Below are 14,610 nucleotides of genomic sequence, written 5' to 3' on the forward strand. Positions count from 1 at the left end.
TGTCACTCTCCTTGTATAGGAATCACAAAATGAATCACTGTACCTTCTCCTTCATCACTTCTAATCTGCAGTCCGGATGATTCGCCATATGTCAGCAGAAGCCGCTGATGCACGTTTCTTAACCCAATTCGATTTTCCTCTTCTGTATCATTAATAAAATGGAGCACTTCAGATAGCCGTTTTTCTGTAAATCCTTTACCGTCATCTTTTACGGTCACTTTCATCCCGCCAGACACGATTTGAACATAAACAGATACCCTTCCTCCGTCGTCTTTATCTTCAAGTCCGTGAATAACTGAGTTTTCCACAAGCGGCTGAATAATAAGAGGTTCAATATACACATCTTTTGCTGAAGGATCTACAAAAAGGTCATAGGAGAGACGTTTCTCATAGCGGAACGATTGAATTTCCAAATAACAGCGGACCATTTCTAATTCCATTTCCACAGGAACCGGTCGCCCGCCAGTCTCAATGCTTTTTCTCATCAGCTTTCCTAACAGCTTAACAATGCCTGCCGCTTCCTTTGCCCCTTCCATATGGGCTTTCATCCGGATTGATTCAAGCGTGTTAAATAAAAAATGGGGATTGATTTGACTTGCCATCATCTTCAATTTTATATCTGCCTGGTTACGCTGCAGCTGTGCTTTTTGGCTGTTTGATTCCTTCAGGGTCTCAATCGATGCATCCAGTTCTTCCACCATGTGCTGAAACTGACGGGACAGTTCCCCAATTTCATCATTGCCTGACATTTCAACACTTGTCGATAAGTCTCCTGTGGCAACTCTGCTGATCCTAACGCTTAGCTCATCAAGCCTTTTTGAAAACAAACGGGACATAATGGCAATAAATCCAATCGCCACAAGTGCAGCTAAAACCGTCATGAGTGCCCCTTTTGCGGCCAGGGCATTTGCGTTGCCAACGATATGATGATGCTGAACAGCAGATACTACACGAAGCCGATTTTGACTTAATTCATCGATTAAAATATCACTAGTTATAATTTGAGAAGCATTGCCATCTACAACCGCTTCATATAGCACCTCCTCATCATCTTCTGTACTGTCGTCCAAAACCGTGCCGAGCTTCTGACCTTTATTTGAAGGGTCATTGGAGGCAACAATATGATCATTTTCATCTACAATCATCGTTAAAAACATTTCCTGATTTAAAATTACATCTAAAACAGCAGGGTTGATCGTAATAATTAAAATAGCGAAGCTTTTTTCCTCTAAAAAATTGATGCGGCGAATCAGGCTTAGATAAGGCTTGCCGCCTTTTGTTTCATCTTCTATGTACTGCCATTTCATAAACCCGGCATCAGCGGCTGCTTCCCGGTACCAGGTTTCGTCCATTATCGTTTCATTCAGTGGGATCAGTTCCCAATTATTGATCATTGTTTGATTTTGTGTATACAATCTGATGGACTGTATATCAGGGTAGTATTGTTTATAGTAAGAAAACGTATTGAATGAACGATAGGCTTCCACCACCTCGTTTGTTCTTGTAAACCGGGTATTGACAAGCATTCTGAGACGGTCATCAAACATAAGGTTGTTGGAGACAAATACAGGCACACGAAGCACTTCCGATGTCCGCTGACGAACCCGCTCATTATTTAATGCAGACTGGGCAATCGCATCATCAAGAGCGTCCTGACGCATTTCATTTGTTAAATAGATACCTGCAGACAGAATCGGAAATACAACGATAATGAGAAAAAACCAAATAAACTTCTCTGGCAATTTCATATTGTTAAACCGCAAAAGCAGCCACTTTTTCACATAAACACCTTCCTGTTCATCTGTAAGCGCTTCCAATTATGTTACCTCATTTTATCATGATCTGTTTTGTTTTCTGAAAGTGTATACTGTATCTATTTTCATGTCAAAATTAGTGATATTCAACTCCAGATACCTGCTGAAAATTGCTTAATTACATATAAACAGCAAAATCCGAACGCAATCGAAACTGAAAAAATTTCGATTGCGTTCGGATTTTTCATAAGGCAAATGTTCCTCAGGATTTTTCATTTGCGCTACTCACTTGCTTTTGAAATGGCCATATCGAGTTTTGATATAGGACGGGTATGCCCGGCACTTTCCATATTCTCCTCCTTTACAAATTCCGTTTGCTGAGTCAGTCTTACCTGATAAAAGCGGTAAAAGAGACTAAACGCAATATAAGCAAGAACAACGGCTGAACAAAAAGGCAGTAAAAAGGTGTAGATAGAAGAGATGTAAAAGAGCGTCCCCGCCATGGCAGCTATCATGACGACAGAGAGCGGTCTCATAGCAGTCATAATTACTGCATTTTTAATTGTGTGCAGTACATTTACGGAAAAATGTACTTGAAACGTAAAGAAAAAGAACATCCATGCCATCAGCCAGCTGCTGATGATGACGATAACCACCTGAGGAAGTGATCCGGCCTGTGCAAGCCAGCCGGTCCAGACAATCGTAAAAAACACTCCTCCGATCAGGCTTTGAATGAAGTTGTCTTTAAAATATTGAAAAAAGGACAACACCGTCTCCTCTTCCTTCAACACCCACTTCCGGACAATCGCAAACAAGGCGGCTGTGGACGGAAAAAACAGCAGCGGCACGAGGGCAATAGGTACACCCAGCCCTAAAGCCAGCTCTCCGCCGTTTGCCCAATAATCCGCCAGTATAAAAAAAAGCGGAGCGTTGCATAAAAACCACAGAAAGTTAAGGCTTGCTCCCTTTGTGATCCAGCTCGCACTCTGGTGCACACTTCCAAGCATTCCGCCCATTTGCATACGATCTCCTCCATTCAAGTTGAATCGGTTCTTCTGCGGGTAAAGTTTGCATCCACTCGGTTCCTTCCTCTTCATTTAGTGACCATCCGGGCTGCCGGGTAAAGAAGACAACGTCCTGCTCTGTTTTTGACTTGATGACCAGCTGCATAATGCCGGCTGGTACATTCCAGTTAAACCGGAGGACAGTCAATCCTCCCCGGCACAGCATGCCTCTTAAGATACCTTTACTCATTTCAACCGGCAGTGCCGGAAGCAGTTCGATCCTGCCTGGCAAAGAAAAGAGTGCCGTATTTTGAACCAGTTCGGGAAACGCCCCATTTGCATCCACATTAAACACATGGTGATTTTCAAAATGTGCGGTCATAAAGCTTGGATACACTGCACCTCCTGAAAGCATCATTTTCATTATATTCACGATGGTTTTACCGTCTCCAAGTCTCGCCGCACAGAGAGCTGCATGCATACGGCCATGAGACGATGTATCTGTATCCGGATTGTACAGCCAATGCTTCAGCTTATTTTGATAAGCTTTTTCTGCCGCTTTCCATAAAACCGGGGTTTTTTCCGGGGTAAATTCATAGCTTTGAAACAGCGGATACAAGTGTGAAAAATGGCGGTGGTTATCATTTTCTTCGTGATCGGCTACAGCCCACTCCTTCAATGCACCATCCTCAGTTAATTCGTAAGAAGGCAGCTTCTCCAGCATCTTCTGCCAGCGTGGAATGTCTTCTTCTCCTGTCTCAAGAAGGGTATGTGCCCTAATCAAATTGGTCAGAAGCTCTCTAACCACCGCAATGTCCATCGTACTATTGGCAGCAATCCCATTTTCCGCTGAATAGGACGGTAAAAAAAGCAGTTTGCCGTCCTCTTCTATTAAAAAATCCTCATAAAACAGTGCTGCTTCCCTCATAAAAGGAAGGGCATGATCACGTAAATATTCGAGGTCTCCAGTGTATTGATAATAATCAAAAAGCCAATGAGCCAGCCACCCTGCGCCGCACGTCCAAAACGCACCAAAAAATGTATCGCACTCCCGGTCCCCCCAGCTTGAATCGCCCCAATGAGTGTGACGTCCGCCCGAAGAGGCACAAACGCCCGATAAAATTCCCCTGCAGCCAAACATCCTTCTGGCATTATAACGGAAGTCATCCATATAGGATTCCAGCAGGCGCGTATAAGGTTCCATTCCGTGCAGCATGTTGGCACTGAAAACGGATGCCATCGCCAGCTGCAAATTCGAGTCCATGGTGTAATCCGAGGACCACGGCGGATCAAAGGTGCCCGTCCAGATCCCTTGCAGATTAGGGGGGCGGCTGCCTGCACTGCACAAGAACATATAGCGTCCTGCGTCGTAGCATTTTTCAATCAGTGCAGGGTGCAGTACACCCTTTTCTTTGATTTCTTTAAGCAGTTCTTCACCTGTCCAGCTTCTTCTTTCTCCTCCACTTAAATCCAATGAAGCCTTGTAAAATAGCTCTTTATGTTCTTTTTGGTGACGTTCAAAGCATTCTGCATAGCTGCCACTTGAGAATAAGAAGTCACTCCCGATTTTTGGAGCCACTCTCATTTTTAGTTCAATCGTTGTCGCACCGTTTATAATTAAACACCCGTCTGCAAATCTCGCTTCACCATTATGAGTTGTTTCAATTTTGCTTCGATACCCGCCACCGTGTGTATAGGAGTGGATTCCGTCCCAGGTTTCCCCTTTGAATTGGACATCGGCTTTTACCCCTGGATGGCCTGCTTCTTCAATTGACAGACGTACATTTTGAAGCGGATGGCTGGATGAAATTCGCAGTATGACGCAGCCGTCCGGACGAGAGGCAAACAATTGATGCGTAAACGTCTCACAACGGGAGGTGATTTCGCCGGTTGCATAATTAACCGAGCGGCTATAGTCTCCTGCTCCACTTGCCTCCTCCTGCTCGATCACAAGTGTTAATGCGGGATGAAAAGGGTCGGTTGAAATAATCGTATGACCCAGTTCCTCCCCTTTTCGGATAAAGTAATCATGTCCAGCCCTGTATCCTTCTGATCGGCTGATTCTCCGCGCTTCCTCCAAATAAGGCGCCATATCCGGAATGGAGTTTGGAGAGCCAAGCGGCATAAAAAGCTCTGCATGGCTTAAGACGATCCGCTCTTTTTCGGGCGGCCCATACTGAATCACTCCCATTTCCCCATTGCCTGTCATATGACCGAATTGCCAGGTTAAGGCAGGAGTCAGACTGTGCGTACCGTGTCTTGGCACTTGCAGGCTTCTGCCGCTCAATGTCCTCTCTCCTTCAATACTGCCACGCCATATGGAGAAAGATCGATGGCCCCTTCATATTCCTCTCCATCCAGTATATTCGTGTAGATTTTATCTAATGAAACTGTCCCGCTCTCCTGTGAATGATTTAATAGGAATATATACGTGACGCCGTCTTTTTCACGCGCCGTCACTTCAACGTCGCCAGGAGCCTTTGACCCAAGCAGAGGCTTAAGACCATGAGAGGTGCACAGCGATGAAACAATCCGCTCCGTAAATTCATGATCCATACTTGCCGCCACATACCAGGCGTGTCCTTGGCCAAAGCGGTTTTTTGTCAGTGCGGGCATCCCCTCATAAAAATCGCTGGCGAATGACGCAACCGCTTCAGCCCCTTCTAAATGAAGCAAATCGCATAAGATGGAGGCCTCGTATTCACTCCCGTCTTCCTTCATCACCACTTTATTGGTTTTACCAGGAGGCAGGGAATCAATTTCTTCCACCCATACGCCAAGCAAAGTGCGAAGTTCACCAGGATATCCACCTGTTACGACTAAGTCGTTTTCATCGACGATTCCGCTGAAAAAAGTGGTAATAAATGTCCCGCCGCTTTGGGTAAAAGCCTCGAGTTTCTTTGCCATTCCCGGCTTCACCATATACAGCACCGGCGCTGCGACGATTTGGTAGCTGCTCAAATCATCCTCTGCACTAATCAGATCTACCGGAACATTGCATCGCTGGAACGCTTCGTAATAGTTAAATACTTCCTCAACATAGTTTAAGTCCCGGCTCGGTCCGCTTGACAGCTCCATCGCCCACCAATTATCCCAGTCAAACAGGATGGCGGCTTTAGCAGGAGTTGTGGCGTGAAGTAGCGTATCTCCAAGAGCAGTCAGTTCATTGCCAAGCGCTGCACATTCTCGGAAAACACGGGTGTGTTCATGACCTGCATGATCAATAACCGCTCCATGAAATTTCTCACACGCACCGATCGACCGCCGAATTTGGAAAAACATCACGGTATCTGCCCCATGAGCAATCGCCTGCCAGCTGTGAAGCCTCATTTCACCCGGCCGCTTCAGTTCATTGTACGGATGCCAGTTAGTTACGCTCGGTGTCTGTTCCATCAGCATGAAGGACTGACCCTGTTTTAACCCGCGCATAACATCATGGCTCATCGAATTTAAAAGCGGGGAAGATCCTGCCTGCGGATAGCTGTCCCATGATACAATGTCCATTTCTTTCGCCCATTTATGATAATCAAGAGGTTTATACGTCCCCATCAGGTTAGTCGTTACACTGATCCCAGGCGTCCATTTTTTTAAAATGTCCCGCTCAAGCTTAAAGCAATCAAGCATGCTGTCTGAGTTAAAGCGTCGGTAGTCGAGTGAAATCCCTTGAAACGCTGTGTAATCATATTGACCCAAATGCTCACTGAGATTATTTGGCGCTACGATTTCGTCCCAGTGGTAAAATGTGTGACCCCAAAATGAGGTATTCCACACCCTGTTCACTTCATCCAGCGAACCGTATTTGTTTTTGAGCCAGTTCCGAAAGCCTTCTTCGCACTGGCTGCAGTAGCAATCTCCTCCAAATTCATTGGATACATGCCACAGCAGGAGCGCAGGATGATTGTGATACCTCTTTGCAATCTGTTCAACAAGCCTCCCTGCGAAGCGGCGGTAGAAGGGACTGTTCGGACAGGAATTGTGCCGAAGACCAAATTTCCTTCTCCGGCCGTCAAAATCTGTCCGCAAAACATCGGGATAACGATGCGCCATCCAGGCCGGATGCACTGCAGTAGAGGTGGCAAGGCATGCAAAGCGATTTTCTTTCGCCAGTAGATCCATAACTTCATCAAGTGTGGAAAAATCGTAGGTGTCTTCATCTGGCTGCAGCTTTGCCCAGCTAAACACATTGACCGTCATGATATCCATTTCGGCAAGCTTTGTGATTCTCATATCTTCCTTCCAAATCTCTTTTGGCCATTGTTCCGGATTGTAGTCGCCTCCGTAGAGCACTTTTTTTACTTTTTCATGAATCATAAATGAGACTCTCTTCTCTCATTTAGTGAAAGAACTGCTTTATCTCCTGTCATAACAAGCGTTTTACCTTTTCCTGCAGCTTCAAGCTTTCCGACGTCAGCCCGGTCTATATCTTCACGATGGAGGTGGAGAGTACAGCCTGACAAGCCTCCTGTTTCTACCGTGATGGTGTTTCCGCTTCGCGAGGCTTTTGCCCACCCTGCTTTTTCTCCCTCTTTTGTCCAAACATCCGCAGCAGCCGTTTCCCCATCCTGAAGATCAAATACATGTACGGTCACACCCTGCAGATAATCGTACTCAGCTGTTTGTTCCTGAGCTCCTGTAATCAAAAGGGACGATCCTTTTACCAGAAGCGGCAAAGTCATATAGCTGTGTTCTTCTGTATACCAGCGTCCGCCTGCCATTTTTTCTTCAGTTAATATATTAGTCCAGCTTCCTTTTGGAACATAATACCGCACCGTTCCTTTATCATTGAAAATCGGCGCAACAAGAAGTGAATCCCCAAGCATATACTGCCGGTCAAGATACTGACATGTATCATCTTCGGGAAACTCCAGTACCATTGGACGCATCATGGCCACACCGCTTTCAGTTGCTTCACATGCCTGAGAAAATAAATAGGGCATCAATCGGTTTTTCAGCTTGGTAAACTTCCGTGTCACGTCCACTGCCTCATCCCCGTATTTCCATGGCACCTTGTATTCAGAATTCCCATGATAGCGGCTGTGTGAAGACAGCAGACCAAATTGTGTCCAGCGTTTATAAAGATCAGGCGTTGCTCCATGTTCAAAGCCTGAAATGTCATGACTCCAGAAGCTGAAACCGGATAAGGTGAAAGACAGCCCCCCGCGAAGCGTTTCCGCCATCGAACGGTAGTTGGACCAGCAGTCTCCTCCCCAGTGGACAGGGAATTTTTGGCTTCCTGCAGTCGCAGAACGAGCAAACAGAGCAGCCTCTCCCTTACCTCTTTTGCGTTCTAAAAGATTAAAGACCGTTTCATTATATAAATAGGTGTAATAATTGTGCATTTTTTCGGGATCTTCCCCATTATGGTATACGACATCAGTCGGGATCCGTTCGCCGAAATCGGTTTTAAACGAATCCACTCCCATGTCCATCAGTACCTCAAGCTTTTCTTCGAACCACTTGCAGGCATCAGGATTGGTAAAATCCACAATCGCCTGCCCTGCCTGCCATTTATCCCATTGCCAGACCGAGCCGTCCTCTCTTTTTAGTAAATAGCCTTTTTGCTGACCTTCGTCAAACAGCTGTGATTTCTGTCCTATGTAGGGATTAATCCACACGCAGATTTTTAACCCCTTCTCCTTTAATCGTTTAAGCATGGCAGCCGGTTCCGGGAATACACGGTCATCCCACTCAAAGTTGCACCATTCAAACTCTTTCATCCAAAAGCAGTCAAAGTGAAATACATCAAGCGGAATATCCCTTTCAATCATGCCGTCTACGAATTGGTTCACGGTTTCTTCATCATAATCGGTCGTAAAGGACGTGCTCAGCCATAATCCGAACGACCATGCAGGCGGCAAAGATGGCTTTCCCGTTAAATCGGTGTATTTTTTCAGCACTTCTTTCATTGTCGGACCATAGATCACATAGTACTCCAGCGACTCCCCTTTAACGGAAAACTGTACATTGGACACTTTTTCAGACCCAACTTCAAACGAGACGTTCTCCGGCTGATTGACAAAAATTCCGTATCCTTTGCTGCTTATGTAAAATGGAATACTCTTATAGGCCTGCTCACTTCCTGTGCCGCCATCTTCATTCCAAATATCAATGCTTTGTCCATTTTTCACAAATGGGCCAAACCGCTCTCCAAGACCGTAAATAAGTTCCCCCACATCCAGTGAAAGCTGTTCGCGCATGAAAACCTGCTTTTCATCACTCATGATATAACTCATATTTCTCGAGCCTGTTTCAGTTAACAGCTCATCGTCCCCTTTAAACTGAACAGACCATCCACCAGACTTGTTCACTTCCGTTTTTAGCCGGCCGCTTTGGAACGTGAACGTACGATCTGTGTCTTCTGTATGAAAGGACGGCTCACCAGATCTTACTTCAAATGAAGGAAATTCCTTCATTTTCCCCTTATGATGAATCAGTTTCACACCAATGACATCTGTTGCCGGTGCTGTCAACTCAATCGTCATCATACCTCCGTCGAGTGTATTCCCTCTATGTACCACAGGAACAAACGGGGCATACAAAACTGCTTTGTCTTCGTGAACGGCTGTATCATGCAGCTGTGACGGATATTGCAGAGTAAAGCCTTCCCTGTCCATCCAATTCCCATTGCTGAATTTCATATAAAACTCCTCTTTTCCATGATGTTTTTGCCAGTATATCATCACAAAAAAGCGCTTACATCCCTTCGTCTTTCACACATAATCATGTCATTTTTAGGGATTGAAACTACTTTAAGAGAAACTGACAGAATGGATTGTATTTATTCAGCACAGAAAAAAGCCTGCGACGAGGTGTCACAGGTTTTTTGAGGGGTTCAACTATACTATTACAGGGACAATGGCATGTTTTACATGACTCACGATGACTGCTTCACGCTAAGCAGCGTAATGGTTGTCAGAATGACCACCATTCCAAGGACTTGAATGACACCCAAATGATCTCCAAGCAGTAAAACGCCAAGCAAGGATGCTGTGACCGGCTCAATCATGGCCACCATAGAAGCAGTTGAAGCGGCAGTCAGCCTTATCCCAATAACATAGAAAATGAAAGACAGTCCCGCCCCCAACAATCCTAATAATAAAAACCAGCCAATGTCATTTGAAGTCAGTACGGCTGCTGCCTGATTATTGTCTGTAAATAAGAAGAGTACTAGGCAAAATGACAAAAATGCGATGGTTAAGATAATAGGAGGCTTACCGTATGTAGATGCTTTTTTGAATCCGAATATAAATAAAGCATAGGAAAGCCCAGCGGCAAGTCCTGTTGCAACTCCTGCGAAACTTACTGAAATAGAACCGGGGTTGTACGCGCCGGTAAGAAGAATAATGCCCAGGAGCACTCCGCCTATGCAGGCCCATTTAAACCATGTAGAGCGCTCCATTTTTAATAAGAAAGAAGTAATCAGTACAAAGACAGGCGCGGTGTACATTAATGTGGACGCTACCGGTACACTGGAAGCCTCGATGCTTAAAAAATAGAAAGTGAAATTCCCAGCTACTCCTACGCCAGCAAGCAGGGACCAGATATATAAAGGTTTAGAGACAATCCAGTTTTTCTTAAAGCGCAGTAAAAACCATACGAGAAAAAGCAGCAGACCGATTGCTCCTCGGTAAAATGAGATGACAAGGGGGCTCCATTCTCTATCCATAAGGATATCCCCAATCACTCCGCTAACACCCCAGAATATAGCGGCAAGCATAACTAAAAATACACCTTTATACTTCATAAGATCCCTCCAAACTAGTAGGTGAATTGTATAAAATTCTCACTGACTTACCTTTTTGACTCCTTTTTCTTCCTTCTTCTTTCAACATGAATGTAAAGCGGCAGCTTAAAACCTTTTATGACCTATGTAATGGAGCCGAAAAAGGCAGCATTGCTCTTCAACTAAAAATTTTATTTAAAAAAAGAGCACTCAACTGAATGCTCTTATTTTATAATTACCTGTTTAATTTGGATCCACTGTCACCATTACTACATGTTTTAAATTAAACTTATGGAGTTTGCCATCTGCACTTTCCAAAAATTTATTCTCATCATGACCAAACATTAGGACTGCGCTTGTTTTATCTTCAGCCTTCACATGATCGACTACTTCTGCTCCAGTAATCAAATGATACGTTACTTTAAATTTTTCCATGGAATTTACCTCCCTGATTTAACTACATATAAACACTTACATCCCGCTAATTACCCTGTGGCAGATGCGGTTAAACGAATTAGATGATATGTACTATTTTTATGCTAAACATTTTTCTTACTGTAAGGATTCTATTTCTTCAGCCTGACGTATGGGAGGATCTGATTCCTCCTGCTCACCATTCCAATACACTAGAACCCGGATGCCCTTCTCCAGCTCTTTCAATTGCTCAGCTTCAACTTCATAGAAGGCGCCCCCATTTTCGCTGGCCATCATCACCAGCTCTTCGTTTCTTTTATTTTCAATATCTTCTTTTTTGAAGTTTGGAATTACTAAAATGTGATCCTCATTTTTCTCCGCAATAATGCCTTCCTGCTGTTTCAAAGCATCGCTATTTTTTTCTTCTTCAGATGTACATCCGCTCAAAATAGCAGCAATTACTATAATAAAAATTGTGATTGGGTATCTCATTGCTGCACCTCCCTGTTCCTTTATACGTATTTACCTTTTAATTTACTGGTAAAACAACTTATTTGTGTTAAGGAAGGAGGAGATTCAAACTATGAACTGGAATAAAAACGGTAAACGGCAATAAAACGGAGTGAAAATATGAAAAAACAATCTCTAAATAAAATCCACATTATCGGCTCTGTAGGAAGCGGTAAAACGACGTTAGCAAAAGAACTTTCCGCCATGTTAAGAATCCCTTATTTCGAACTGGATAATGCGGTTTGGATCAGAAGCAGCAATGGAGATATCAGAAGAACTGAACCGGAAAGAGAAGAATATCTAAACGGCATTCTTCAAACTAATCAATGGATTGTAGAAGGTATCCACAATGAAGATTGGATGCGCAGCAGTTTTAATGAGGCAGATATCATTATCTATTTAAATACTAGATACTCGATAAGAACCTATCGCATCATTAAAAGATTTCTTAAACAAAAGCTTCGGGTAGAAAAATCGCATTACAAACCTACATTCACGATTTTCATGAAAATGTTTAAATGGAACCGATCATTTGAAGATGTTGGGAAAGTTAACTTTTTCACCAACTATGCCATACATAGCAACAAATTTTGGTGATCACATCAACGAAATGGCTGAAGAAATGGATCAAGAGTAGTTGACGTTTAATGCGCTTGTAATCAAAGTTTTTTCTTAATCAGAACTTTTGGTCCGCCCAAACGTAAGAATAGTATCCACATTAAGGAGGAATTTTTATGTCAAAGTACTCCATTAAACAATTTGTTCAGAAAACAAAGCAGGAAGAAAGCGCTCGTGCCTTTTTTGAGCTCGAAACAGACCGGATTTTAGAAGTGAATTTAAACGGACAGGTATGGGCAAAAGCGGGATCAATGATTTCCTATGAGGGAGCCATCAAGTTTGAACGTGAAGGAATGTTAGAGCACGGTATTGGACGATTTGTAAAAAAAGCATTAAGTGGCGAAGGCGCTCAGCTAATGAAAGCCAACGGGCAGGGAAAACTGTATGTAGCGGATATGGGGAAGAAAATCACTGTTTTGGATCTGGAGGGAGAAAGCATTTTTATAAATGGGAATGACCTTCTTGCTTTTCAGGACGGCCTTGATTGGGACATCAAGCTCATGCGCCGTGTAGCGGGAATGATGGCCGGCGGACTATTTAATGTACGTCTCGAGGGACAGGGACTTGTTGCCTTTACTTCTCACTATGAGCCGCTTACTTTACTCGTTACACCAGACAGACCCGTATTCACAGATCCTAACGCAACGGTCGCCTGGTCCGGAAACCTTGAGCCGGAATTCGTAACAGATATTCAGCTGAAAAGCTTATTTAGTAGAGGAAGCGGAGAATCTGTGCAAATGAAATTCTCTGGCAATGGATTTGTGGTAGTGCAGCCATATGAAGAAGTGTATCAGATGCAGCAAAGCTGATAAGGAAAAAGGCCAGTACCCCGTTGTCACAGGAGTGCTGGCCTACGTATTCTTTTCAGCCGATGCGATTATTTAATCGAGTCATTCAGCTTTTGCCGTTCTTTATCTCTCCAGGATTTCGCATCCATGACCAGTTCGTCACAAAAAGCTGCTACGTCACCGCCGGTCACTTCTTTCACGCGTTTGTCATTGGCAGCTGCTTCTTCAAGCAGGTCAATGATGTGAGTAAAGACCAGTTTCGTTTCCTGCCAATCGATTATACCCCCAGTGTTCCACAAATATTTTTGCATTGCTTTGTAAGCATTGTGGTATTCACTTGGAAGTGATTCTGCCCGCGCCTCCATCGCCTTCCATTCCCGCTTGTCGTTCATGCTGCCGATAATCTTCTCAAATATACTCATGTTACACATCCTTTTGAATTTTTTTTGCTTTCACTTCGTTGATTTTGCTCGAGACAAAATCCCATTTTCTCCAAAACGTTTCAAGATGCTCATGTCCTGCTGCATTGAGTGTGTAAAATTTTCTTGGGGGACCCATAGTGGATGGCTTTTTCTTAATGTCCACCAGATTGTTTTTTTCAAGCCTCATAGTAATGGTGTATACCGTTCCTTCCACTACATCAGTGAAACCAAGCTCCCGCAGCTGCTGTGTGATTTCATAGCCATAGGTTTCGCCGCGGCTGATGATCTCAAGTACACACCCCTCAAGCACCCCTTTCAGCATTTCTCTGAAATTATCCATTTTCCCCTCCTGATTCCCTTGCATTTTTGACTTGCCTTACAATATTGACGTTGGTATTTAGTATAACTTACTACTAGTATATAGTAAAACAGAGTAGTGATGCTGTCAAGAATCAAAAATGTTGATAAATAAAAAACCAGCGTAATTCTAAAGGTCAGAATTGCGCTGGTCCTGATAGTCTTAATGTTGTATAACTCCCTTTTAAAACAAATTAATCCCGTAATCTTGAAAAATCACCACGTGTTTTCTTCGCTATATTTTCGAATCCCGTATACTATTCCGATTCCTATAATTAAGCACGATAACCCCCACATGTCCCAGTCATCTGTAAAGCAGCTAATGACACCCCATGCTATGCTGGCCCCTAAGATTGCCCAAAGTGTATGTTTCATTCCGCGTCCCCTATTCAGATTCTTTTACCATCTTTCACAAATAAAAGGCAGCCTGAAAATTCCCGTGCAGTAAGTACACGTAAGAATTTATTACTGGCTGCCCCGCAAGCTTCTATTTAGTTAAGTAGTTTTTCAGTTTTGTCATCTGTGAGTTATATCCTTCGATCATGCCCATCTCGCTCATTTTTTCCAATGTTTCAGGTGAATCAAATGTTGTAGTTGTCACAACCATCGTGCCGCCATCTGCCGGTTTAAACTCCACTTTAATATCCATTGCAGGCATTTCCGTGTTCACGTTGCCTTCCGGATCGGAAAACATGTCCTCATAGTGAAATCGTTCAGGTGCCTGGATTTCTTTGAATTTTCCAATCCCCCATGATTCCATGCCGTAGAAATCACCCTGGCTTTCATCCTCACATTTCATGCAGTAGTGCCAGATTCCGCCCGGCTCAAATTCAAACCGCTTGTTTTCTGTTTGCCAGCCTTCAGGACCCCACCACGCTTCAAGTTCATTTGAATTTGTAAAAGCCTGAAACAGCCTCTCCTGTGAAACAGAAAACGTGCGTTCGGTGATTAACGTATTACCTTCTGCTATTGTTCTCATTTTAAAGCCTCCCATTTTGTAATCCAAGCATCCTTGAATGA

The 14,610-nt window shown here is 43.8% G+C and carries 14 protein-coding genes; 2 read left to right on the plus strand and 12 right to left on the minus strand.

The genetic code is table 11. The annotated features are described in order from the left end of the window. Window positions 1-2 precede the first annotated feature (2 nt). The 8 genes from ACQCT8_RS14815 to ACQCT8_RS14850 all read right to left on the minus strand — a co-directional run bounded on the left by ACQCT8_RS14815 (window position 3) and on the right by ACQCT8_RS14850 (window position 11,387). Window positions 3-1,817, minus strand: coding sequence for a cache domain-containing sensor histidine kinase (locus ACQCT8_RS14815; protein ID WP_426872285.1), 1,815 nt, complete (start codon window positions 1,815-1,817; stop codon window positions 3-5). 218 nt (window positions 1,818-2,035) lie between these two features. After that, window positions 2,036-2,776 carry a YesL family protein gene (locus ACQCT8_RS14820; protein WP_426872287.1) on the minus strand — a complete coding sequence of 247 codons (741 nt, stop codon included), beginning with the start codon at window positions 2,774-2,776 and terminating at the stop codon, window positions 2,036-2,038. Continuing rightward, the gene (locus ACQCT8_RS14825) at window positions 2,706-5,045 is read right to left on the minus strand and encodes a glycosyl hydrolase family 95 catalytic domain-containing protein (RefSeq protein ID WP_426872289.1); all 2,340 of its coding nucleotides are present in this window, start codon (window positions 5,043-5,045) and stop codon (window positions 2,706-2,708) included. Before ACQCT8_RS14825 ends, ACQCT8_RS14820 begins: the two co-directional genes overlap by 71 nt. Next, a complete protein-coding gene (locus ACQCT8_RS14830) occupies window positions 5,042-7,069 on the minus strand; it encodes a beta-galactosidase (RefSeq protein WP_426872291.1) in 2,028 nt (675 codons plus the stop codon). Before ACQCT8_RS14830 ends, ACQCT8_RS14825 begins: the two co-directional genes overlap by 4 nt. Continuing rightward, window positions 7,066-9,396 carry an alpha-xylosidase gene (yicI, locus tag ACQCT8_RS14835; protein WP_426872293.1) on the minus strand — a complete coding sequence of 777 codons (2,331 nt, stop codon included), beginning with the start codon at window positions 9,394-9,396 and terminating at the stop codon, window positions 7,066-7,068. The genes ACQCT8_RS14830 and yicI overlap by 4 nt, the downstream gene beginning before the upstream one ends. 236 nt (window positions 9,397-9,632) lie before the next feature. Further along, window positions 9,633-10,502 carry a DMT family transporter gene (locus ACQCT8_RS14840; RefSeq protein WP_426872295.1) on the minus strand — a complete coding sequence of 290 codons (870 nt, stop codon included), beginning with the start codon at window positions 10,500-10,502 and terminating at the stop codon, window positions 9,633-9,635. 222 nt (window positions 10,503-10,724) lie between these two features. Continuing rightward, entirely contained in the window at window positions 10,725-10,916 is a 192-nt protein-coding gene (locus ACQCT8_RS14845) for a hypothetical protein (RefSeq protein WP_426872297.1), read from the minus strand. 117 nt (window positions 10,917-11,033) lie between these two features. Continuing rightward, complete coding sequence (locus tag ACQCT8_RS14850; RefSeq protein ID WP_426872299.1) at window positions 11,034-11,387, minus strand: DUF3221 domain-containing protein; 354 nt, start codon at window positions 11,385-11,387, stop codon at window positions 11,034-11,036. A 138-nt stretch (window positions 11,388-11,525) separates the two neighbouring features. On the opposite strand from ACQCT8_RS14850, the gene ACQCT8_RS14855 reads away from it, so the two are divergent. Beyond that, a complete protein-coding gene (locus tag ACQCT8_RS14855; RefSeq protein ID WP_426872301.1) occupies window positions 11,526-12,002 on the plus strand; it encodes a DNA topology modulation protein FlaR in 477 nt (158 codons plus the stop codon). A gap of 137 nt (window positions 12,003-12,139) precedes the next feature. Beyond that, window positions 12,140-12,832, plus strand: a complete 693-nt coding sequence (locus ACQCT8_RS14860) for an AIM24 family protein (protein WP_426872303.1) — start codon at window positions 12,140-12,142, stop codon at window positions 12,830-12,832. A gap of 68 nt (window positions 12,833-12,900) precedes the next feature. Here the strand turns inward: ACQCT8_RS14860 and ACQCT8_RS14865 are convergent, their stop codons facing one another. From ACQCT8_RS14865 to ACQCT8_RS14880, 4 genes are all read right to left on the minus strand, one after another. Continuing rightward, a complete protein-coding gene (locus ACQCT8_RS14865; RefSeq protein WP_426872305.1) occupies window positions 12,901-13,233 on the minus strand; it encodes a DUF1048 domain-containing protein in 333 nt (110 codons plus the stop codon). A 1-nt stretch (window position 13,234) separates the two neighbouring features. After that, window positions 13,235-13,573: a PadR family transcriptional regulator gene (locus ACQCT8_RS14870; RefSeq protein ID WP_426872307.1), complete on the minus strand. Its 339-nt coding sequence runs from the start codon at window positions 13,571-13,573 to the stop codon at window positions 13,235-13,237. 233 nt (window positions 13,574-13,806) lie between these two features. Further along, on the minus strand, window positions 13,807-13,965 hold the full coding sequence (locus tag ACQCT8_RS14875; protein ID WP_426872309.1) for a hypothetical protein: 159 nt from the start codon (window positions 13,963-13,965) through the stop codon (window positions 13,807-13,809). 112 nt (window positions 13,966-14,077) lie between these two features. Beyond that, window positions 14,078-14,569: an SRPBCC family protein gene (locus tag ACQCT8_RS14880; protein WP_426872311.1), complete on the minus strand. Its 492-nt coding sequence runs from the start codon at window positions 14,567-14,569 to the stop codon at window positions 14,078-14,080. Between the last annotated feature and the right edge of the window lie 41 nt (window positions 14,570-14,610).

It is taken from the genome of Jeotgalibacillus proteolyticus (assembly GCF_050107735.1).
GTDB lineage: Bacteria > Bacillota > Bacilli > Bacillales > Jeotgalibacillaceae > Jeotgalibacillus > Jeotgalibacillus proteolyticus_A.

Coding starts and splice junctions, on each gene's coding strand:
- ACQCT8_RS14820 (WP_426872287.1), bottom strand. CDS start 2,776: ATGCAAATGGGCGGAATGCTTGGAAGTGTGCACCAGAGTGCGAGCTGG.
- ACQCT8_RS14830 (WP_426872291.1), bottom strand. CDS start 7,069: ATGATTCATGAAAAAGTAAAAAAAGTGCTCTACGGAGGCGACTACAAT.
- yicI (WP_426872293.1), bottom strand. CDS start 9,396: ATGAAATTCAGCAATGGGAATTGGATGGACAGGGAAGGCTTTACTCTG.
- ACQCT8_RS14840 (WP_426872295.1), bottom strand. CDS start 10,502: ATGAAGTATAAAGGTGTATTTTTAGTTATGCTTGCCGCTATATTCTGG.
- ACQCT8_RS14845 (WP_426872297.1), bottom strand. CDS start 10,916: ATGGAAAAATTTAAAGTAACGTATCATTTGATTACTGGAGCAGAAGTA.
- ACQCT8_RS14850 (WP_426872299.1), bottom strand. CDS start 11,387: ATGAGATACCCAATCACAATTTTTATTATAGTAATTGCTGCTATTTTG.
- ACQCT8_RS14855 (WP_426872301.1), top strand. CDS start 11,526: ATGAAAAAACAATCTCTAAATAAAATCCACATTATCGGCTCTGTAGGA.
- ACQCT8_RS14860 (WP_426872303.1), top strand. CDS start 12,140: ATGTCAAAGTACTCCATTAAACAATTTGTTCAGAAAACAAAGCAGGAA.
- ACQCT8_RS14865 (WP_426872305.1), bottom strand. CDS start 13,233: ATGAGTATATTTGAGAAGATTATCGGCAGCATGAACGACAAGCGGGAA.
- ACQCT8_RS14870 (WP_426872307.1), bottom strand. CDS start 13,573: ATGGATAATTTCAGAGAAATGCTGAAAGGGGTGCTTGAGGGGTGTGTA.
- ACQCT8_RS14875 (WP_426872309.1), bottom strand. CDS start 13,965: ATGAAACATACACTTTGGGCAATCTTAGGGGCCAGCATAGCATGGGGT.
- ACQCT8_RS14880 (WP_426872311.1), bottom strand. CDS start 14,569: ATGAGAACAATAGCAGAAGGTAATACGTTAATCACCGAACGCACGTTT.